The sequence below is a fragment of the Psychrobacter sp. H29 genome (assembly GCF_059073055.1).
Genome location: NZ_JCACRY010000001.1, coordinates 1147623 through 1170694 on the forward strand (window position 1 = coordinate 1147623; position 23072 = coordinate 1170694).

The 23072-nt window shown below is 44.9% G+C and carries 16 protein-coding genes; 8 read left to right on the plus strand and 8 right to left on the minus strand.

Annotation, left to right across the window (positions count from 1 at the left end; translation table 11 throughout):
- Positions 1–307 precede the first annotated feature (307 nt).
- From katG to AC5JP1_RS04530, 5 genes are all read left to right on the plus strand, one after another.
- Positions 308–2500 carry a catalase/peroxidase HPI gene (katG, locus tag AC5JP1_RS04510; protein ID WP_493844433.1) on the plus strand — a complete coding sequence of 731 codons (2193 nt, stop codon included), beginning with the start codon at positions 308–310 and terminating at the stop codon, positions 2498–2500.
- A gap of 430 nt (positions 2501–2930) precedes the next feature.
- A complete protein-coding gene (locus AC5JP1_RS04515; protein WP_493843305.1) occupies positions 2931–3860 on the plus strand; it encodes a LysR substrate-binding domain-containing protein in 930 nt (309 codons plus the stop codon).
- Positions 3861–4091: 231 nt separating this feature from the next.
- Positions 4092–6623, plus strand: coding sequence for a membrane-bound PQQ-dependent dehydrogenase, glucose/quinate/shikimate family (locus tag AC5JP1_RS04520; RefSeq protein WP_493843306.1), 2532 nt, complete (start codon positions 4092–4094; stop codon positions 6621–6623).
- 368 nt (positions 6624–6991) lie between these two features.
- Positions 6992–7993, plus strand: coding sequence for an LLM class flavin-dependent oxidoreductase (locus AC5JP1_RS04525; protein WP_493843307.1), 1002 nt, complete (start codon positions 6992–6994; stop codon positions 7991–7993).
- A gap of 49 nt (positions 7994–8042) precedes the next feature.
- Complete coding sequence (locus tag AC5JP1_RS04530; protein WP_319050336.1) at positions 8043–8216, plus strand: hypothetical protein; 174 nt, start codon at positions 8043–8045, stop codon at positions 8214–8216.
- Between the two features lie 111 nt (positions 8217–8327).
- Here the strand turns inward: AC5JP1_RS04530 and AC5JP1_RS04535 are convergent, their stop codons facing one another.
- The 5 genes from AC5JP1_RS04535 to ispF all read right to left on the minus strand — a co-directional run bounded on the left by AC5JP1_RS04535 (position 8328) and on the right by ispF (position 13578).
- Positions 8328–9287, minus strand: a complete 960-nt coding sequence (locus tag AC5JP1_RS04535) for an AEC family transporter (RefSeq protein WP_493843308.1) — start codon at positions 9285–9287, stop codon at positions 8328–8330.
- 279 nt (positions 9288–9566) lie between these two features.
- On the minus strand, positions 9567–11462 hold the full coding sequence (gene mnmG, locus AC5JP1_RS04540) for a tRNA uridine-5-carboxymethylaminomethyl(34) synthesis enzyme MnmG (RefSeq protein ID WP_493843309.1): 1896 nt from the start codon (positions 11460–11462) through the stop codon (positions 9567–9569).
- A 304-nt stretch (positions 11463–11766) separates the two neighbouring features.
- Complete coding sequence (locus AC5JP1_RS04545) at positions 11767–12306, minus strand: hypothetical protein (RefSeq protein WP_493843310.1); 540 nt, start codon at positions 12304–12306, stop codon at positions 11767–11769.
- A 229-nt stretch (positions 12307–12535) separates the two neighbouring features.
- Positions 12536–12886: a Grx4 family monothiol glutaredoxin gene (gene grxD, locus AC5JP1_RS04550; RefSeq protein WP_193012410.1), complete on the minus strand. Its 351-nt coding sequence runs from the start codon at positions 12884–12886 to the stop codon at positions 12536–12538.
- 185 nt (positions 12887–13071) lie between these two features.
- Positions 13072–13578: a 2-C-methyl-D-erythritol 2,4-cyclodiphosphate synthase gene (ispF, locus tag AC5JP1_RS04555; RefSeq protein WP_319050332.1), complete on the minus strand. Its 507-nt coding sequence runs from the start codon at positions 13576–13578 to the stop codon at positions 13072–13074.
- Positions 13579–13832: 254 nt separating this feature from the next.
- Here ispF and mnmA point away from each other — a divergent pair, with 254 nt between their 5' ends.
- On the plus strand, positions 13833–15059 hold the full coding sequence (gene mnmA / locus AC5JP1_RS04560; protein WP_493843311.1) for a tRNA 2-thiouridine(34) synthase MnmA: 1227 nt from the start codon (positions 13833–13835) through the stop codon (positions 15057–15059).
- A gap of 247 nt (positions 15060–15306) precedes the next feature.
- Complete coding sequence (purB, locus tag AC5JP1_RS04565; protein ID WP_493843312.1) at positions 15307–16698, plus strand: adenylosuccinate lyase; 1392 nt, start codon at positions 15307–15309, stop codon at positions 16696–16698.
- A 172-nt stretch (positions 16699–16870) separates the two neighbouring features.
- Here purB and AC5JP1_RS04570 read toward each other — a convergent pair whose 3' ends face one another.
- Positions 16871–17056, minus strand: a complete 186-nt coding sequence (locus tag AC5JP1_RS04570) for an NF038104 family lipoprotein (protein ID WP_201571421.1) — start codon at positions 17054–17056, stop codon at positions 16871–16873.
- 130 nt (positions 17057–17186) lie between these two features.
- Between AC5JP1_RS04570 and AC5JP1_RS04575 the strand changes: the two genes are divergently transcribed.
- Positions 17187–18359, plus strand: a complete 1173-nt coding sequence (locus AC5JP1_RS04575; RefSeq protein WP_493843313.1) for a JmjC domain-containing protein — start codon at positions 17187–17189, stop codon at positions 18357–18359.
- A 186-nt stretch (positions 18360–18545) separates the two neighbouring features.
- Here the strand turns inward: AC5JP1_RS04575 and AC5JP1_RS04580 are convergent, their stop codons facing one another.
- Entirely contained in the window at positions 18546–19238 is a 693-nt protein-coding gene (locus AC5JP1_RS04580; protein ID WP_493843314.1) for a 1-pyrroline-5-carboxylate dehydrogenase, read from the minus strand.
- A gap of 11 nt (positions 19239–19249) precedes the next feature.
- Entirely contained in the window at positions 19250–22513 is a 3264-nt protein-coding gene (gene putA, locus AC5JP1_RS04585; protein ID WP_493843315.1) for a bifunctional proline dehydrogenase/L-glutamate gamma-semialdehyde dehydrogenase PutA, read from the minus strand.
- Positions 22514–23072: the final 559 nt, after the last annotated feature.

Consider the following 23072-nt stretch of genomic DNA (forward strand, 5'->3'; position numbering starts at 1 on the left):
AATTTAAAACTTATAATTCTTATATATTAGTTTTATAAATACACAGTGCTTCGCTATGCTCTATGTATAAACAATGATTATTTCGATTAACTGTTTGTTCTTTCTATTATCATAGCCCAGGAGTTTTACCATGTCCGATTCGACCAATACCCCAACCAACAAAGACGCTACGCAGGATACTGCTGGTTGCCCTGTGGATCATAGCAACAATGCACCAACCAATACCACTTATGATCAAGGAGATAACAAGGGTCCAACGATTCATAGTGAAAACGTTGACAAATCACATGCGCCGCAGCGTCCTAGCATGGGTGGCTGTCCTGTCATACAACAAGCTCATACCACTACTGCTTCTGCTGCAACCGATTGGTGGCCAAACAGCTTGAACTTAGACATATTACATCAGCAAGACAAAAAGACCGATCCTATGGGAGCGGATTTTGACTATAACGAAGCGTTTAAACAACTCGATCTAGAAGCGGTAAAAACAGATTTGAAAAATCTAATGACTGAGTCGCAAGAATGGTGGCCAGCAGACTGGGGACACTATGGTGGCTTGATGATTCGCATGGCATGGCACTCAGCTGGTACATATCGCGGCGCTGATGGTCGCGGTGGCTCTAATACCGGTAACCAACGTTTTGCACCATTGAACAGCTGGCCAGATAACGTCAACCTAGACAAAGCGCGCCGTTTATTATGGCCGATTAAGAAAAAATACGGCAATAAACTGTCTTGGGCTGACTTGATGATTTTGGCAGGTAACATGGCTTATGAGTCTATGGGTTTCAAAACCATAGGTTTTGCTGGTGGTCGCGCTGATACTTGGCATCCAGAAAAAGACATCTACTGGGGTTCTGAGCGTGAATGGTTAGCAGATACAGAGAACCGTTACGACGATGACGAAGACCGTACCTCGCTCGAAAACCCACTAGCAGCAGTACAAATGGGCTTGATCTATGTTAACCCTGAAGGTGTGGACGGCAACCCTGACCCACTAAAAACAGCTCAAGATATGCGTACTACCTTTGCTCGTATGTCAATGAATGATGAAGAGACTGTGGCATTAACAGCTGGTGGTCACACCGTGGGTAAATGTCATGGTAATGGTGATGCAACAACCCTAGAAGATGAGCCAGAAGCCGCTGATGTGAAGGAGCAAGGTCTAGGCTGGCGCAACCCTAAAGGTAACGGCAATGCAGGTAACACGGTCTCAAGTGGTATCGAGGGCGCATGGACGACCAACCCTACTCAGTGGGATCACGGTTATTTTGAGCTATTATTAAACCAAAACTGGGCATTGACCAAAAGTCCAGCAGGTGCATGGCAGTGGGAACCAACGGATATAAAAGAAGAAGATCGTCCATTAGATGCTCATGATCCAAGCGTACGCCGCAATCCAATCATGACTGATGCCGATATGGCGTTGATTAAAGATCCTATCTATCGTGAGATCTCTGAGAAATTCCACAACAACCCAGAGTATTTTGATGAAGTATTTGCCAAAGCATGGTTCAAGCTGACTCACCGTGATTTGGGACCTAAAGCTCGCTATTTAGGTGCCGATGTACCAAGCGAAGATTTTATCTGGCAAGATCCTATCCCAGCAGGCAATGCAGAGTTAACTGCTGATGATATTGCAACGCTAAAATCGCAGGTATTAGATAGTGAGTTGAGCCGCCGTGAACTTATCATTACCGCATGGGATAGCGCACGTACATTCCGTGCCTCAGACTATCGTGGCGGTGCCAACGGTGCACGTATCCGTTTGGCCCCTCAAAAAGACTGGGCGGGTAATGAGCCAGAGCAGCTACAACGTGTACTTGAGACATTGACACGCATTCAAGCTGACTTTGACAAAGACATCAGTTTGGCCGATCTAATTGTGTTGGCTGGTAACGCGGCTATCGAGCAAGCAGCAAAAGAGGCAAGTGTAGACATAACCGTTCCATTTACACCGGGTCGCGGTGATGCCGATGCATCAATGACTGATGCTGAATCTTTTGCTGATTTAGAGCCATTACATGATGGATATCGTAACTGGGTCAAAGAAGATTATGCCGTTTCTCCTGAGGAGATGCTACTTGATCGCTCTCAGTTGATGGGATTGACAGCGCCTGAGATGGTTGTATTGATTGGTGGTATGCGAGTCCTCGATACCAACTATGGTCACAGCCAACATGGTGTCTTTACGGAACGTGCTGGTGTTCTCACCAATGACTTCTTTGTTAACTTGACAGACATGAACTACACTTGGCATCCTGTAAAATCGGACGACAAAGCAAGTGATACTGTTGATAACTATGAAGTGCGTGAGCGCAGCACTGGAAAAGTCAAATGGCAAGCACGCCGTGTCGATCTAGTATTTGGCTCAAACTCTATCTTACGTGCTTATGCTGAACTATATGCACAAGACGATAATGTAGAGAAGTTTGTTCGTGACTTTGTGAGCGCTTGGAATAAAGTGATGAACGCAGATCGCTATGATGTTGCTAAGTAAGCGTTATTTATTGGATTCATGAACATTAAGTAAGTCTATAAATCATGAACAGCTACCTTCTAGAAGGTAGCTGTTTTTTTGTGCTGAAAATTTACCCGTTTGAAATCTATTTTCTAGAAAGCTGTAATTTTCTGTGCTTTATAAACCGCTTATCCTTCATAAGACATTTGTCTTTTATGAGCGGCTACCATCTTATAAGCCATTCACGTTTTACTGACATAAGCCATCATGACCGATGTTGAGAGCTATGTCGCCACATGAACTGCCTCTATATTCATTATTATTATAAATTGATAGCTATTTATTATATACAAGAATAATAGGTTTGTTTTACACTAGCCTATTGCGGTATATTCATATGTTTTTACTTTCATATACAGACCTTTCAAACATAGATAAGGTTTATATAGTTATACAATAGGATTAGGTTATGGCAATCGACGTAGTGGTCAACCAGCGACATTTGCAGATTCAGCTTAAACAGTTGGAAACAGTATGGCATACGGTGATCAATGGCTATAACTTAAGTCAAGCAGCGACGGTACTACACACGAGCCAGTCGAGCTTATCTAAGCATATCGCAGCCCTCGAAAACCAACTAAAGACCGAAGTATTCATTCGTCAAGGCAAGCGCTTGACAGGTTTGACCACTATGGGTACAGCACTCATGCCTCATATCGAGTCTATCTTTGCTGAAATCCGTACCATTGAAAATTTGAGTCTAGATTTTAACAATCCCAATATAGGCACACTAACGATTGCCACCACTCACACACAAGCACGCTATGTGTTGCCGCAAGTGGTCAAAGAGTTCAAAGATCGCTTTCCCAAAGTAAATCTCATCTTGCAACAGGCAGATCCTGAGACCATCGCGCAGATGGTGATTCGTGGTCAGGCGGATATTGGTATCGCAACCGAGTCGTTGCTGCAAAACAATTACCTCAGATGCTACCGTTACTATGACTGGACGCACCGCGTTATCGTACCGAGCGATCATGAGCTTGCTAGTCAAGAATCTATCGACTTGCCTACCCTTGCCAGCTATCCTATTGTCACCTATCATGGCGGCTTTACTGGACGCGGCGCCATCGATAAAACCTTTGAAGAAGCAGGTTTAGATCCAGATATCGTACTAGCGGCGCTGGATGCTGATGTGATCAGTACCTATGTTGGGCTGGGCCTAGGAATTGGCATCATCGCAGAAATGGCGTTTGAACCTAGCCATTATCAGAACCTAACTGCCATACCAGTAGATCATTTTGGCCGCTTTACCAGTTGGATGGCAGTACGCGATGATGCCGAAATCCGCCAATACGGTCGCGCCTTTATGGAACTGTGTCAGAAACAATTCAACAACTAAAACAACCCTACCAAACCGTTACTGCTAGCTTGCGTCACCTTTACCCAACTTATGCATAAATGATAAAATAGAGTCTAAAACGTCATCCAACGTTTTATTTTTTATTTATGCATGTATTGCTGGACACCTAGACATTTAATGGCCTAAATATTTGAAAATTTAGGCTTTGATGGCTACTGGGTATCGATCACTACATGTCCATTTGCTCTTATGTAACAGGTGATACCGCTCATGGAAAAACTCGTAGCGATCATTATGGCAGTTTTTGCCGCCCCTTTGCTTATCGGCGGCGCTTATCTGCTCTCTCTAGGCGGTAGTCCTTACTATCTTTTCGCTGGCGTTATCATGTTAACGACAGCTTTTTTATTGTTCAAAAAACATTGGAGTGCTTACGGACTCTACGCCCTCTTTATCGTGGCGACCATGGTGTGGGCACTATGGGAATCTGGATTTTATTGGTGGGCGCTAGCACCTCGCGTTGGTTTCCCACTGATATTTGGTTTGCTCATGCTATTACCATGGGTAGCTAATAAGATGCGTGGACATAAGCCTCAAGTAGCCGCGAGCACATCACCAACCACAGACTCTGTTAAGAAAAGTCCCCTATATTATTGGGGTCTGCTCGCTAGTGTCGTTGTGGGCGCATTGCTCTCTTTTGGGAGCTTGGCAAATAACGCTACTGACAAACTAGGCGAGCTTGATTTGTCTGCGACCGATAAAAGCGACCAAGATGACAGTACAGATGAAACGTCAGCCAATCTTGGTGACCCATTATCCAATGGTCAACAAACGCCAGATGGCGAGTGGAGCGCGTATGGTCGTACAGACTACGGACAGCGCTACTCTCCTCTGACACAGATCAACACTGATAATGTCAAAGATTTAGAACTGGCTTGGCAGATCCAGACAGGTGATGTCAAAGGTCCTAACGATGTCGGTGAGACCACCTATCAGGTAACCCCGCTCAAAATCGGCAATGCACTATATCTATGTACACCTCACAACTGGGTTATGGCATTAGATGCAGACTCTGGTGAGACACTATGGAAGTTTGACCCTCAAGTAGAAGAGAATTTACAACGTCAGCACCAAACATGCCGCGGCGTCTCTTATTATGCGGGGCAAGCTGGCACTGATAACACGCCTTTGATTGCTGATGATACTACTGCGACTAACGAAGCGGATACTCGCGATACGATGGTTCAAAAAATTGCTGGCAATACATTTGACAACGCCTCTAAGCAATGTGATGCCAAAATATTTATCCCGACGTCTGATGCCAAGCTATATGCACTTGATCCAAATACTGGACAGCGCTGCCAAGACTTTGGTGATGATGGTGCATTAGATTTGATGCATAACATGCCATTTACTCAGGCAGGATACTACTACTCTACCTCGCCGCCAGTAGTAGCAGGCGACGTTATTATTGTAGCTGGCGCTGTCAATGACAACTATGATGTCAACTCGCCTTCTGGTGTGATACGTGCTTATGATGTCAATACTGGTGAGCTCATGTGGAACTGGGATTCAGGTGATCCTGAAAACACCGCACCTTTTGATGTTAATGATCCAACCCAAACTTACAAAACCAGCTCACCAAATTCATGGGCGATTGCTAGTGCTGATGAAGAGCTTGGATTGGCATATTTCCCAATGGGCAACCGTACTCCCGATCAGCTGGGTAGCTATCGTAACGCTGCTGAAGAAAAGTATGCAACGTCTGTGGTTGCGCTAGATATCGAAACGGGTGAAGCGCGCTGGGTTCAGCAGTTTGTGCATCATGACCTTTGGGACATGGACACCCCTGCTCAGCCTACGTTGCTTGACTTAGATACTGCTGACGGCGTTCAGCCTGCGTTGGTCGTACCGACCAAACAAGGCGACGTCTACGTATTGAACCGTGCAACAGGCGAGCCTATTGTACCGATCAAAGAACGTGAAGCGCCGCAGGGATATCTGGTAGCAGGCGAGCACGCCGCACCGACTCAGCCTTACTCTGGTTTGAGCTTTGAGCCTGAAATGATGACTGAAAAAGACATGTGGGGCGCTAGTCTCATTGATCAAATGATGTGCCGTATCGAGTTCAATCAGCTCAACTATGATGGTCGCTATACACCGCCATCAACCAATGGTAGCTTGGTCTATCCTGGTAACTTCGGTACCTTTAACTGGGGCGGCATCGCGGTCGATCCTGAAAATGGCGTGATGTTTGGTATGCCGACGTATTTAGCATTTACCTCAAAACTCATTCCTAGAGAAACGCTAGGCGATGCGGAGACCAATAAAGGCGAACAAGGGGTCAATGCAAACGAAGGCGCAGACTATGCAGTCGAGCTAGGTCCTTTCTTATCGCCACTAGGCGTCCCTTGCCAGCAGCCACCATGGGGCACGGTAGCAGGTGCTGATCTGGCGACTGGCGAGATTGCCTATCAGCGCAAAAACGGTACAGTACAAGATCTGTCTCCTATCCCAATTAAACTGGAATTAGGGGTCCCTGGTATTGGCGGACCTATGATCACCAAAGGCGGCGTTGCGTTCTTATCAGCGGCGACCGAAAACAACTTCCGCGCTTATGACCTAAAGAATGGTGATGTGCTGTGGAATGTTCGTATTCCAGCGGGTGGTCAGGCTACACCAATGACTTACCTAAACTCTAAAGGTGAGCAGATGGTACTACTGGTTGCTGGTGGACATGGTTCAGTAGGTACAACTATTGGTGACTACGTCATGGCTTATAAACTTGGTGACCAGTCTAAGTAGCATTTACCTAAACAGCTATTAAGCTAAATAGCTATTAGGCTAAACAGCCGCTCAGCTATAGGACGTTATGTTGATAAAGTACCAATGATTCATATCATGGCTATTTTATCAATAACCAAAAAAAGCAGGTAACCTAGGTTGCCTGCTTTTTTGTTCTCTATGATGGTGCAATATTGCTTGTACTACCTCTATATCGTATGACAACGTTATATGTAACACTTAATGGTTAACGAGTGATTATTAAGTGGAATTAAATACTGAGTTAGCTTACTTTGTTATGATTGATTAACACCGACTAGCAGCACTTGAAACTATCACCAATCATGAGCATATCGGTAGACAGTAATTTACACACTACTGGATAATTTATGAATAACAACATCCCTTTATCTTTTTTAGATCTAGCACCCGTACCTGAAGACCATACTATCGCTGAAGGTATCGCCCAAACGGTCGAAACCGCACAGCAAGCAGAAAAGTCTGGCTTGAATCGTTATTGGATGGCAGAGCATCATAATATGCCAGGTATTGCTAGTGCAGCAACCTCGGTACTACTGTCACATATTGGTAGTCAAACCAAGCGCATTCGTATTGGCGCAGGCGGCGTCATGTTACCTAACCATGCGCCCCTCGTGATCGCTGAGCAGTTTGGTACCTTGCAAGCGCTCTACGGCGACCGTGTTGACTTGGGTTTGGGACGCGCACCTGGTACTGATGGGGCGACGTTTCAGGCACTTCGCCGACAAATGAAAGACGCTGAGCGTTTTCCGCAGGATGTGCAAGAGCTGATGTACTTTTTGGGCAATGATACTGACGGTAGTCCTGTACAGGCATTCCCAGGTGCAAAATCAGGCATTCCTATTTGGATATTGGGCTCTTCTCTTTTTGGCGCGACTTTGGCCGCCCATTTAGGACTGCCTTACGTGTTTGCCTCGCACTTTGCACCGCAGATGCTTGGACAAGCAATCGCTGCCTATCGTGAACAGTTCAAACCATCTGCATATCTGGACAAGCCTTATGTGATGCTGGCTGCGAACTTATTACTCGCTGATGACGATGAAACCGCCGAGTATCATTTTACTTCAGCGCAGCAAAGCTTTGTACGGTTGCGCCGCGGTGAAACCGGTCAGATGCCAAAACCTACTTACGATATGGACAGTATCTGGAGTCAAGCAGAAAAAATGATGGTAGACAATGCGCTGTCAGTGTCTTTCATTGGATCTGTTGAGACCGTTAAACCTAAGTTATCTGCATTTTTGGCAAGATACCAGCCAGATGAGCTGATTGTGACGGCCAATATCTATGACCAAGCCGCCCGTATCCGTTCACTTGAACTTACACCGGAGCTAAACTTATTTACTTTACAATGAAATGAGAGACTTGCATAATTATTGGTAAACCTAAAACTGGATCTTTGACATGGAAGCAACTCCCATTATTGGCGCGTCATTGATGATTGGCTCATCAATATTTATGTATATCGTGGCGCTCCTTGCAGTACTGGCTATTTTTGCATACCTTACCTATCGTACTAGCCCTAAACGCAAACAGCGCCGAGAAGATAAGCGCAATCGAGACAATTTAAATCGATAACGAAAAGCCCTTTCTCAAATAAGAAAAAGGGCTTTTTTTGGCTCAAAGATATGCCAACACTCAATAATGCTGTTGATTTGAATGTAACCGATGTCCTTAATAAAATAAATACTACATCAAGCCAAGTGCACGTAGCGCTGCCGCCCCAAACGCCATTCCGAACATGCCAACGACCGTAGTAAACGCTAAAATATTTGCCGCCAGTATGTCATTGCCACCCATCGCTTTTGCCATCACATAACTGGCTGCTGCTGTTGGTGACGCTACCATCAAAAACAACACGCCCATATGCACACCTGACAAGCCAAATGCCAGTCCAATCGCGACAGCTACCAATGGTGCAACAACAATGCGTCCAATACTAGCCTGCATGGACAATCCTGACGCACTCAGCATTGATTTCAAATCAATGCTCGCACCAGCGCAAATCAATGCTAAGGGTAATGCGACCGCTGCCAATAAGTCACCTGTTGTATGTATCACACCTGTCAGTGGTGGCAATGGCAGTGCTTTATATGCAAATGCTGATAACAATGCCAAGATAAGCGGATTAGTGAATACTTTTTTGATGATCATAATACTACGACTGATCAAGGTATCATCTATACTTTTTGAAACACGGCTCAAGGTAATGACCGCTAAAATATTGAACAGTATCGTCACCACGCCCATATAAACAGCGCCGATACTTAAACCTTGCGCGCCATAAGCGTTGGCAACCGTTGCAAGACCAATAATTGCCATATTACTACGGAAAATACCCTGTACGAACACGCCTTGATCTTCAGGACGTTTGACAAACCGCTTGGCATAAAGCTCTGCGCCAATAAACAAAACAAAGGTTACCAAGATACCAACGAAGATTAGCTTAATTTGCTGACCATAGTCGACATCACTATCGACCACGCTAAAGAACAACAAGCACGGCAAGCAGTAGTTAAAGACAAAACTTGATGCTTGATCGATAAAAGTTTGGCTGGTCTCACCTCGCCTTTGCATAAAAAAACCCAACCACATCAGTGCAAGGTTGGGAAAGACAATGGTAATCGCAAAAATAACAGCATCGATCATAAATAAGCTCAGTTCGCTGACAAGCCCACCATCATATGGGCATCAGCGATATAAATTAATAAATAGTAGTGAGATTTGGTGAATTTGGTAACCTAGTTTCAGTGACCTAGTATAGAGATAAAGTAGCCAGTAAAACAAGCTCACATACTTCTTTCTTGTCAGAATGATGTATATCTTGACAAACAAAAGCCTGTAACGAAGTGCCGTTACAGGCTTCTTATATCATAAGTGCTTTATTATAAAAGGCTTTATTACATACCTATTGTGAGTCCAATACAGCTATGAGTCCAATGCCGCCTTTGCTTTCTTATGTTTTTTGACCGTCATCGCTAACAGCTGTATAGCAGCAGGTGTCACGCCGCTGACTCGCCCAGCCTGAGCAAGCGTTGCAGGACGCACTTGCGTGAGTTTCTGCACAATCTCGTTTGATAGACCTGAGACGACGCTATAATCAAAATCTAGCGGTAACGCTGTGTTCTCTAGTCGCTTCATCTGATCGATGTCTTCCTGCTGACGATCGATATAGCCTGCATATTTCACAGAAATCTCGATCTGCTCGCCCACTTGTGCATCTACTGTTGAATCAGTAATAGCAGCGATATCCGCAAAGTGAATCTGCGGACGCTTCAGCAAATCAAAGGCTGTCGATTCTTTAGACAGCACTTCACCTGTTTGCTCAGTTACTTGCTTACCTAGTGCATTACTAGGCGTTGCCCACATGTCTTTTAAGCGTGACGTCTCTGTCGAAATGGCTTCCATTTTCTCTTGGTAGACCTGCCAGCGCACGTCATCTACCAGTCCTAGCTTACGACCTGTCTCAGTTAAACGCTGATCGGCATTGTCTTCACGTAGCAATAGACGATACTCTGCGCGGCTCGTGAACATACGATATGGCTCGGTCGTACCGTGCGTAATCAAATCATCGACAAGCACACCAAGATAAGCTTCATCACGGCGCGGTGTCCAAGTGTCAAACTCGCTGTTATTGGTCGTCACGAGTGCGGCATTAGTACCTGCTAGTAGACCCTGTACGCCCGCTTCCTCATAACCCGTCGTACCATTAATTTGACCAGCAAAATACAAGCGATCGATAGACTTGGTCTCAAGCGTTGGTTTTAAGTTCTGCGGATCAAAGTAATCATATTCAATTGCATAGCCTGGACGTGTGATATGAGCGTTTTCTAGTCCTTTCATACTATGAATAAATTCTAGTTGCACATCAAACGGCAAACTGGTCGAAATACCATTTGGATATAGCTCATGCGTGGTGAGACCTTCAGGCTCGATAAAGATCTGATGGCTGTCTTTATCCGCAAAACGATGGATTTTGTCTTCAATCGATGGGCAATAACGCGGGCCTACGCCTTCGATTTTTCCAGAGAACATCGGTGAGCGGTCAAGGTTCTCACGGATGATGTCATGAGTACGCGCGTTGGTATGGGTGATATAGCAATTGACCTGTTCAGGATGCATAGAGACGTCACCCATATAGCTCATGACTGGTAGTGGCGTATCACCCGGCTGTACCGTCATCACGCTAAAATCAACGCTACGGGCATCGATACGCGCTGGTGTGCCTGTTTTTAAACGACCTACTGGTAGTTTAAGCTCACGCAAACGATCTGCAAGTTTGATAGACGGCTGGTCTCCTGCACGGCCACCCTTTGAGTTTTCCATACCAATATGAATGACACCGCCCAAAAAAGTCCCTGAGGTCAGTACCACTGTTTCGGTCTTAAAGATAATACCTGTAGAAGTAACGACTGCCGTCGCACGGCCGTTTTCGACCAAGATATCATCAGCAGCTTGTTGAAATATATCCAGATTTGGCTGATTTTCTAACGTATGGCGGATAGCTGCTTTATACAAGATGCGATCTGCTTGCGCACGCGTGGCACGAACGGCAGCCCCTTTACGGCTGTTCAATACGCGGAACTGGATACCTGCTTTATCAGTTGCCAATGCCATTGCACCGCCCAACGCATCAATCTCACGTACTAGATGCGATTTACCGATACCGCCAATCGCAGGGTTACAACTCATCTGCCCGAGCGTCTCAATATTATGCGTCAACAATAAGGTCTGTGCGCCCATACGTGCAGCCGCCAAAGCAGCTTCTGTACCAGCATGACCACCGCCGATCACTATCACGTCGTAATGTTTTGGGTATTGCATGTGTGCCTCACTTGACTCATAACGCTGTTGATTGCCATATCCTATGTTCAAATAAGAAAACAATCAGCAAATAAACGTCAGTCGAATTTATAAGAAGATAACGACTCAGATAAGTCGTTCATAATTGGTTAGATAACCTGTCATTATAACAATTTTTTGACGCTTAAAAAACGCTAGGACAAAAACTATTATAATTAAGCGCAAAGATATTTATACCAGTAATGACGATGTTGACAGTAACACCGTCATTACTGGTGCAGCCACCATCACTTTAGCGGTTAGCTTTTTAGTTTATGATGATATCTTAGCCATTACCGTTACCACGGCTCAGCGGTACTATTTGATCTGACTGACCACTAGACAGCATATGGTGACTGCCATACCCTTCTGGATTGATCTGTAAATAGGCATTCATTTGACCAATGGCATCACCGTCATCACTCGCTAAGATCTGCTCTTTGATGAGCTCGACTGGTGGTAATGGTAAATTTTTAAGCAATGCTAAGCGTTGGTCGTTGTCACCCTTGTTGACCACCAACTCGATTAGCTGGCGCGCATCAATAGGTAGATCAGGGGTATTTTGTGCCAATAATGCCAAATGATAAGCACCTGCCGTATCTTGGTCTGCAACGACGCGCTGCTCGATAGCGATATAGGTCGCTTCTGTCGCACCGCCTGCCACACTCAACTGGTGAATACACTTGAGTGCTGAGTTTGACTCATTACTAGCAATCTCAATGATACGCGTAGATTCGTTTTTTAGACGCGCGCGGCGTTTTTCAATCGCCGCCTGCTCAGCCGCTTCTTTTTGCTCGTTTAACTGTTCATTGGTTTTGTTATTCATAAAGCTCTCTTACTCATCTAGTAATTATTATTTATATCGCTAATATCTTGGACACTATATGGGGGTAAATACTATAAAAACAACGAAGCCTAATGATATAGGCGCGTGAGAATACTAATGGGGACAATAAAAAACCCAAATAGCCATTAATAGCTATCTGGGTTTGCTATGCTCATATCTTGCAAAGGCTAATTGGACATCAAAGACATCCAACCAACACTCTCAATTATTAAGCAGCAGGGCTGTTTGCTTCAACCAATGGCTTTAGCTCACCTGATTGATACATTTGCAAAATAATGTCAGATCCGCCCATCAACTCACCATCGATCCATAACTGTGGGAACGTTGGCCAGTTAGCAACTTTCGGGAGTGTTGCGCGGATTTCTGGGTTTTCTAAAATGTTTACAAATGCAAATGGACGACCAATCTGAGTCAACACTTCAATAGAGCGTGCAGAAAAACCACACTGCGGAAATTGCGGCGTGCCTTTCATGTAGATAATGACTTTATTGTCACGGATTTGATCACGGATCAATTGTTCAACGTCGTTTGCAGCAGTATTTGGGGTTTGCTCACTCATAAAAGCTCCTATTGATAAAGCGGTTTATTAAAATGATTATTTATATAAAAATAATTATGTGAAGATATGGCTGATACATGGGGTGACTGCTTGTATATTACAAGCGCCCTTTCATATTGTTTTAGCCAGTTGTTGTTTACTAAATCTAAAAGCTCTAGATTCAACAGCTCCTAGATTCGATAGCATTATGGACCAACCGCATTAGGCACCAATAATACCACGGCGTTGGCCATGATGCCTTCTTGTCGACCAGTAAATCCCAATTTTTCCGTCGTAGTGGCTTTCACACTGATATTGCTAATATCTGTTTGCAAGTCGCTCGCAATATTAGCGCGCATCGCTTGGTTGTGCGGTGCCAGTTTAGGCCGTTCACACATCACCGTGATATCGGCATTGCCTAGGCTATAACCTGCCTCTTGTACTTTGCCATAAACGTAGCGTAGCAATATACGCGAGTCTAGGCCTGCATGGGCGGCGTCTGTATCAGGGAAATGCTGACCAATATCACCAAGTGCTAAAGCGCCAAGTAGTGCGTCAGCCAAGGCATGCAAAACCACGTCGCCGTCAGAGTGTGCCAGCAAACTGTGCGAATGCTCAATGGGCACCCCTGCCAATACGACGTATTGCTGCTGCTGACCGTTGTTATGAAACGCGTGAACATCAATACCTTGACCGATTTTTATCATTTTCATTCCAAGATGAGTTAGACGTGATTAAAATAATTCAAAATAACTATCTGAATTTTCAAAGTGGTTTTCCCAATAGCTAGATAGCATCGGTCGCCACCAGTTTCAATTAACTGGTATAATATGACGTTTATTTTATCATAATACCAGATCCAAAAGACAAGCTGACACTGTTATGCTGAGACTATACGTTATAGTAATTGCATAACTCTTGGCGTCGGCATTTACTTTGGATAACGTATAAATAGTTGAGCCGTTCTATGTCAGCCACAAAAAACACCTCAAACGCAGTCGTTTCTGAGTCTTTTAATGCTCATCGCCCGTTGACACTTGCCGACGTCGAAAACCCTAGCACCAAACATGTGATTGTTGGTATGTCAGGTGGGGTCGATTCTTCTGTGTCAGCCGTATTACTTCAACAAGCAGGCTTCAAGGTCGAAGGCCTGTTTATGAAGAACTGGGAAGAAGACGATGGTACAGAATACTGTACGGCAATGGACGATTTAGCGGATGCTCAAGCAGTATGTGACAAAATCGGTATGAAGCTACATACCGCCAACTTTGCTATGGAATATTGGGACCGTGTTTTTGAGCATTTTTTGGCAGAATACAAGGCAGGACGCACCCCTAACCCTGATATCTTGTGCAACAAGGAAATTAAGTTTAAGGCGTTTTTGGACTACGCGTTGACCCTTGGTGCAGATTATATCGCTACAGGTCACTATACGCGCCGCAGTGTGAATTACAAAAATGCCGAGGGTGACGAGGTTGCCCAGTTATTGCGCGGCCTTGATAACAATAAAGACCAAAGCTATTTCTTACATGCGGTTGGCGGCGATAAAATCGCCAAAACACTGTTCCCAGTTGGTGAGCTTGAAAAGCCAGTGGTACGTCAAATTGCCGAAGAGCATGACCTAGCGACGGCTAAAAAGAAAGACTCTACAGGTATTTGCTTTATTGGTGAGCGCCGCTTTAAAGACTTCTTACAGCAATATCTGCCTGCGCAAAAAGGCGAGATACTTACTGATGACAATAAAGTCATCGGTACTCATGACGGCCTCATGTATTACACACTGGGTCAACGCGGCGGCATCGGTATTGGCGGTGTTAAAGACCGTCCTGAAGAACCGTGGTTTGTATTGGCAAAAGACTTAGAAAAAAACCGTTTAATCGTTGGTCAAGGGCATGAACATCCCATGTTAATGAGCAACGAGCTAAAAGCTTATAAGCTCGATTGGACGAATGGTCTGCCGCCTGCTGATGTGTTTAGTGACAAAGGTCTAGCCTGTATGGAAAAGTCTCGCTATCGCCAGCCAGACCAAGCATGTCGCGTATTTGCGACCAATACTGATGGCAGCGAAGTGCGTGTGGTATTTGATGAGCCACAGCGCGCCGTCACTCCTGGTCAGTCAGCCGTATTTTATATCGATGACGTATGTCTGGGCGGCGGCGTGATTGAATCTATCGATGCACCTTGTGGATTTTAGACATTTCTCTTTGATGTTGTTAGTTGAGGCATAGATATTGAAACCGTATATGATGTTGAAGCCTTATATCTCGAAGCCATAGACAGCAAAAACGCGCTGGCTTCAACATTGCTTTTTTTGCATAGACCGCTTTTTTAATAACATATTTCTGCTATATTACGCGCAGCGATTTCGATGTCGTTTTTTGTATGGTAATTTTTAGCCAGACTCTTGCAGTTTTTTATTTCATAACTACTGAGGCATAACCATGACCCCACTTACCGCTCTCTCTCCAATTGATGGTCGTTACGCATCAAAGGCTGACAGCTTACGTCCTTATTTATCTGAATTTGGTCTAATCAAAGCCCGCGTTACGGTAGAGATTCGCTGGTTGCAGTCATTGGCTGACAACAGCGCAATTGGTGAATTAGCAGCATTTGATGAACAGACCAATGTTTTTTTGAATGCGATTGTTGATGACTTTAGCGAAGCCGATGCTCAAGCGATCAAAGACATCGAAGCAACGACCAATCATGATGTAAAAGCGGTTGAGTATTTTATCAAAGACAAATTCCGTGGTCAGGATGCCTTAATTGATTCGCTTGAGTTCATTCACTTTGCCTGTACCAGCGAAGATATCAATAACCTATCATACGCATTGATGCTAAAAGACAGCCGCGAGCTCGTCGTTGCCAAAATGCAGCAAGTGACTGACAGCATCGTTGACTTAGCGATCACCCATGCTGACCAACCAATGCTATCACGCACACATGGTCAGACCGCTAGTCCAACGACGCTTGGTAAAGAGATGGCAAACGTCGCCTACCGCCTTGCTCGTCAAATCAAGCAAATCGGTCAAGTAGAGCTACTTGGTAAAATAAACGGTGCCGTTGGTAACTATAATGCGCATTTTTCAGCGTACCCTGACGTCGACTGGCAAAGCCATGCTGAAGCCTTCATCAATCAGCGTCTAGAGCTGACTTTTAACCCTTATACGACTCAGATTGAGCCGCATGACTATATTGCTGAGTTGTTTGATGCTGTTAAGCGCTTCAATACAATACTGATAGACTTTAACCGCGATATTTGGCAGTACATCAGCTTAGGCTATTTTAAACAGCGTCTAAAAGATGGTGAAGTTGGATCTTCTACCATGCCGCACAAGGTTAACCCAATTGACTTTGAAAACTCTGAAGGTAACTTGGGCGTTGCCAATGCTATGTTGGCACACTTAGGTGAAAAACTACCAATTTCACGTATGCAGCGCGATCTATCGGACTCAACGGTACTGCGTAATATTGGTGTTGGTCTAGCACAGAGCATGATTGCATTTGATGCGTGTCTAAAAGGCGTGGGTAAACTTGAGCTAAATGCGCAGCGTTTAAATGATGACTTAAATCAAGCGCAAGAAGTGTTGGCAGAGCCAATTCAAACGGTCATGCGCCGCTACCGTGTTGAAAACCCATATGAGAAATTAAAAGCATTAACTCGCGGCAATGCTATGACTCGCGAAGCCATGTTAACCTTCGTCGAAAGTGATGAGCTATCGGCAGTTAGTGATGCGGATAAAGCAAGTCTACGCGCATTGACACCAGCTACTTATATTGGTAATGCTGCTGAACAGGCGCGCACTATCAAAGAATGGATTGCCAAGCTTTAATAGCAGCAAGCGGATACCAAAAAATAAGAGCGTGTAAAATAATTTACGCGCTCTTATTTCAATAATATTACTGTCTGATTCAGCTAATGTCTTACTGGTTTTGTGACCACATAATAGCCTTACTTTGAATGCTATGATATTGATTTAAAATTCATAGTCGACAAGTGAGGCTTTATTTTTTGTCATCATCGTCATCACTGTCGCCTGGTATGATGGCCTTGCCGACCGCTACTGTCCCTTTTACCACGCCTTTAGTGGTTTTATAAGCAACTTTAGCGGGCACCGTGACGATTTTGTGGACACAGGCTTGTAGCAAAAACACGCTAGCGATGATTGCGATCAAGTGCAATTTTTTCATAACTTTCCTACGATTTAGTGGCTACTCTGATGATAACCATCAGATAGACCATAATCATAGACTATTAAAACCTTCCTATAAAGCGTCCCTTATTATTAATATTGTACGTATTTAAAATATGGATTTATCAATGACTTCTATTCCGCTTTGTCTACCTGACACCATAACGCCTGAGCAGTTTCTAGCAGAATACTGGCAAAAAAAGCCACTCCTTATTAAGCAAGGGTTGTCGCAACTGATTGACATGTTTGAGCCTGATGACATGATCGGTCTTGCCCTTGAAGAAGACGCTAGCGCACGACTGCTAACCCAAGCAGCCAGTAAAAAAGAAGGTCAAGCGCAGTGGCAGCTCAAAAAAAGTCCACTAGCTGAGACTGACTTTGAAGACTTACCAGAGCAATGGACGGTATTGGTACAAAATCTCGAACAATGGTCACCAGAGCTGGGTCATTTGTGGCAAGCATTTGACTTTATTCCGCAGTGGCAGCGGGATGATATTATGGTGTCTTATGCACCAGCAGGTGGATCGGTCGGTAAGCATTATGACGACTATGATGTATTTTTGGCGCAAGGCTATGGCTCTAGACGTTGGCAATTGGGTAAATTCTGTGATGAACAAACAGAATTTGTTGCTGATGAGCCGCTTCGTTTATTTGATGATATGGGCGAGATTATCTTTGATGAGGTACTAGAAGCAGGTGACGTGCTTTATGTACCGCCCAAGCTATCACATTTCGGTGTGGCACAAGACGATTGTCTGACCTTCTCTTTTGGGTGCCGCCGTCCAAACCTGATGCAAATTATCGATAGCGTGGCAGATATTGCGACCAATGACAGCAGCTTGTTTGTCCCGATGCTACTGCCACAAGCACTACAGAACTCAGGTGAGCTGCAAACGGATAGTATCGCTGCTATCAAAGCGCAGTTGCTAGAGATGCTACAATCTAGTCGCGGTGACGACATGATTCGTCAAGCAGTCTCGGAGGTGGTCAGTAAGCGTCAATATGATGCGCTGATGCCAGAAGAAACGTTAGATACCGATGAGCTCATGCAAGCGCTATCAGAAGGTGCCACATTACAAGCAGACTATAGCAATCGCATCCTCTATAGCCAGACCAATGATAGCACCGTGCTGTATGCCAACGGTCAACGTATCGATGGGCTTGATGAAGTGGCAATATCAGTACTGGTACGCTTGGCCAATGGTGAAACACTGCAACATAGCGACGTGACGGGTATCGATGCAGATGATTTGAGCGAATGGCTAGAGAACGGCTGGGTATGGGTGGATATTGCTGAATAATACTCAGTAATAAAATTTCAGTTAAATAACGCAAAAAACCGCTATCTGATAATTACTCAGATAGCGGTTTTTTCTTATACATTTTTTGCAATTACTGGTTTGGTACTTATAGCGCTACCAAACACCGCTTAATCTTTATGAAGATTGATATAAAAGCTGAGCGGATTCGTAATTAATGCAACTACTCTACTCTGTACCCAGCTCAAGCAAGCTCGCGTTACCACCGATTGCTGTGGTATTGATAGTCTTAACACGCTCAGTGACAAACCGATGCAAATAATCAGGCGTCAGCATCTCTGATAGGCCTTCCATATCAGTGACACTAATGACTTGGGTCAAAATACCGTCAGTATTGGCAAGCTCTTGACTGATCGCCTGTACTTCGCTATGACTACCAGACACTGCCACTTGCGCAAGACGGTCGATATATAAAAGCGTGACCGTTTGTGAGTCGTTAGCAACGCTCAGTACGTCTTCGCTGATACCAGTATCATGTAGTATCTTGGCCGCTTCGCTACACATGTCATCTTGGCTTGGGCAATGTAGTATGACTTCATTACCTGTCAATAGCGCAGCGATAAGTTGTCCTAGTACGGCCATGGCTCTAGCAGACTCACCGCCAATGACCATGGTTTTACCACGGCCAGTCACATACAAGTCGTTTGACTCGCCAGTTGCACCCGTCATGCGGTGCGTCTCATCTAGACTAGGAGCCGCACTCAATAGATGGTTGAACAAACGCTTTGCTTTATTAGCATCACCAGTGAGCAGCGCCAGTTTTGACACTCCCGCTTGCAGGTACGTTGCGCGATTGACTGCGCCAAGTAGTCGCCAAGATTCACAAACCTGGGCATGATTTTTTTTGAATTCAGTCGCCATGTTGCTACTCCTTATGCGAGTTCTGTTTGAGTGGTAGATTGGGTGGTTGTCGCTGTCATGCTAGCGGCTGGTTGTGCAGCATTGACTGACTCTGATTTGAGCTGCATCAGACGCGCAACATAGTGCGGTCCGCCAGCCTTTGGACCAGTACCAGATAAACCACAACCGCCAAATGGCTGGACGTTTACAACTGCGCCGATTTGGTTACGGTTGATGTAGGTGTTCCCTACAAAAGCACGACGCTCAATGTGCTCAACCGTATTTTCGATACGGCTATGGATACCCAAAGTCAAACCAAACCCTGTATTATTGATGGCATCAATCAGCTTATTCAGATCACGCGCTTGATAACGCAGCACATGTAGAATGGGACCAAAGTGCTCACCGCCGATGACGTCAATGCTTTTGACTTCGATCGCGGTTGGCAGTACAAAGGTAGATTTTTCTTGGCTGACCACTGAACTTGAGCTCATTGGCGTTTGCGCCAAAATATTCGCTGTCGGTTCAGCATCCATACGCGCAATATGCGCCTCCAAACCATGCTTGGCGTCAGCATCAATTACTGGACCTACATCTGTCGCAGCATACAAAGGATTGCCTACAGACAGCTCAGCCATATTGCCTTGCAGTAGCTCGATCAAGTCATCAGCCATCTCTTCTTGCACGCATAGTATGCGGCAAGCTGAACAACGCTGACCCGCTGAGCCAAATGCTGATAGCACCGCATCTCTCACGACTTGCTCTGGCAATGCTGTTGAATCAACAATCATAGCGTTCTGACCGCCAGTCTCAGCGATAAAGACAGGCAACTCACCGCTGGCTTGTGCATGATCATTCAAGCTTTGGTTGATACGCTGGGCAGTTTGCGTCGAACCTGTGAATATCACCCCTGATATGTTGTCAGCAGTTGTCAATGCGCCGCCTACATCACCTGCACCAGTAACTAACTGTAGCGCTTCAGCTGGTACGCCCGCTTGATACATCAACTGTGCACCAAAATGAGCAATTAAGCTGGTTTGTTCGGCAGGTTTAGCCACGACAGTATTACCTGCTGCTAATGCTGCTACGATTTGACCTGTGTAAATCGCTAGTGGGAAGTTCCACGGACTGATACAAACAAAGGTGCCTCGTGGCTTATACACTTGACGAGATTGCTTACCAGACAAATCGGTAAACTCATGTACAACATCGTCTAATCGTTCTGCTTCATCAGCATAAAAACGGCAGAAATCAACGGCTTCTTTGATTTCATCGATACTGTCTTGCATGGTCTTACCTGCTTCGACTTGGCATAGTGCCATCAGCTCAGCATAGTTTTCTTCAAATAGTTCACCAATCTTACGCAAGATAGCAGCACGCTCAGCGACCTTCACGTTTTGCCACAGACTTTGTCCAGCAACAGCCACATCAATCGCTTGACGCGCTAGTGCTGCATTGGCATATTTGACTTCACCAGCGCTTACATCGTGGTTCCAAGGCGCAAGTACAGTCTGCGCATTCAGCTGATGGATGGCACCATCTACTTCATACTCATTGATCGCTTGACCATTAATGATAGGTGTCGCTGACCATTTGTTATTTAGATGACTATCAATAGCTGATTTGAACGGCAGCCATTGCGACTCAACAAATATATTAGGGCCAAAGCTTGCACGTCGCTCACCATAAATCTCTAGTGGTAACGGGATATCTGGATTGTGCAAGGTGGCATTAGCAAGTAGCTTGTCGTACGGATGTACGGTTAGCTTTTCAATTGGATAAGACTTGTCTAGCAACTGATGGACAAACGAGCTGTTAGCCCCGTTCTCAAGCAAACGGCGTACCAAGTACGGTAGCAAGTCTTTGTGTGCGCCCACTGGTGCATAGATACGCACAGGGATCTCGTAAGCTTGCAAGATATGATCATACAGCGCATCACCCATACCGTGCAGACGTTGGAACTCAAAGTCTCTGTGCGCACTCATGGTCATGATTGACGACAATGTATGGGCATTGTGCGTGGCGAACTGTGGCCAGATAAGACCACGTATTTGCTCTGACAATAAGAAACGCGCGCAAGCAAGGTATGCGGTATCCGTACCTTCTTTGCGTGTCCATACCGGATAGCCTGATAGACCTTTTTGCTGAGCAAGTTTGATCTCAGTATCCCAGTAAGCACCTTTTACCAGACGTACTGGAATGCGGTCGCCTACTTCAGTCGATATACGAGCAAGCCAAGCCAATACAGCGATAGCACGCTTAGAGTACCCTTGTACAACGATACCCAAACCATCCCAGCCAGCCGTCAAATTATCACGGTACAAAGACTCAAACAGTTTTAGAGAAATCTCAAGGCGATCTGCTTCTTCAGCATCGATACTGATATCGACATTGACTTCGCGCGCAGCTTCAATAAGCAGTAGGCAACGCTGACGCAATAGCCCCATAACTTGAGCTTCTTGCGTGGCTTCATAGCGAGGATGTAGTGCTGATAATTTAATAGATACAGATGGCTTAGGCATGCCTTCTTTGACTTTAACATTAGCCGTTGCTCTGATCGCATGCAGGTAGTCATTGAAATATTTTTCAGCGTCTTTGTGCGTGATCGCCGCCTCACCCAACATATCGAACGAATAGGTATAGCCTCTATTACGATATGGTTGGCTGTTTTTATTGGCGTCTTCAATAGTCTCACCCAATACAAACTGGTGACCCATGATACGCATGGCTTTTTGCATGGCACTACGAATGACAGGCTCACCCATCTTTTTGGTCATACGATCCAAGAAACCTGATGCAGTGGTGCTACTATCGATACTGACAACACGGCCTGTCATCATCATGCCCCATGTAGAAGCATTGACCATAAAGCCATTGTCGTTTTTGATGTGCTTTTTCCAATCAGCGACACTCATTTTGTCATGGATCAGCGCATCAGCCGTATAATTATCTGGTACACGAATCAATGCTTCTGCCAAACTCATGAGCAAGATACCTTCTTGGGTATCAAGGCTATACTCGAGCAGTAATGAGTCAACCATCTTGACGGCTTTGCCATCGTTACGCACATGCTCAACCAGATTGCGTGTCTGCTCAGCAGCAGCATCGCGCTCTTCTATACTAGGCTTGGCAAGTGGCAATAAATCAGACAACCAACGTTCTTCATCAACGCTATATAATGGCGAAATACGCTTATGTAGCTCTGCTGCTGACTGCGCAAGATACTCTGGCGACAGCAAATCAACAGGATTGAACAAAATCGGCTCTTGCGGGGTAAACTGGTCTACTGGGTTCATAACAACTCCATAACTATCGTTTAAAAACCATAATAAATGGTGCTTTAGGAAGTCTGATCGTCCTGTATAACTGCTCGTAACCGCTATCAAAAAATAGAGGTTATTGACGGATATTCACAGCAATAATCAAAAGACCAAACGGCGCCATCACAAAACTAGAAAATCCAGCACATGCTGGAGACGGTTAAGTAGGTCGTTCGACTGTTAAACGGGCTACGTTAACAATACAAAGGCAACAACGAAAAATTAAGCGGCATTAGTGCCTTCTTCTTGTTAGTAGTGAAAGGAGTGTGATGACCAGATATCGCTTGAGAGAGTCTAAATCTGTCATCTTTATGTGCTAATTCACTGTAAGAAAAACCTCTACGGCGTTGATTGAGGTGATGCGCTTAACTCGGCTATAATATCATGAAAAAAAATTTCAAACTAACGAATTTTTCTTAATTTCATAAATTAATATATACATAAATAACAATAGCTTACAAGCAATTTATTGACTATGACGCTTTGGTTATATATTTCTATTTACTATTGCCTGTTTTTTGGCATGTCAAAATCC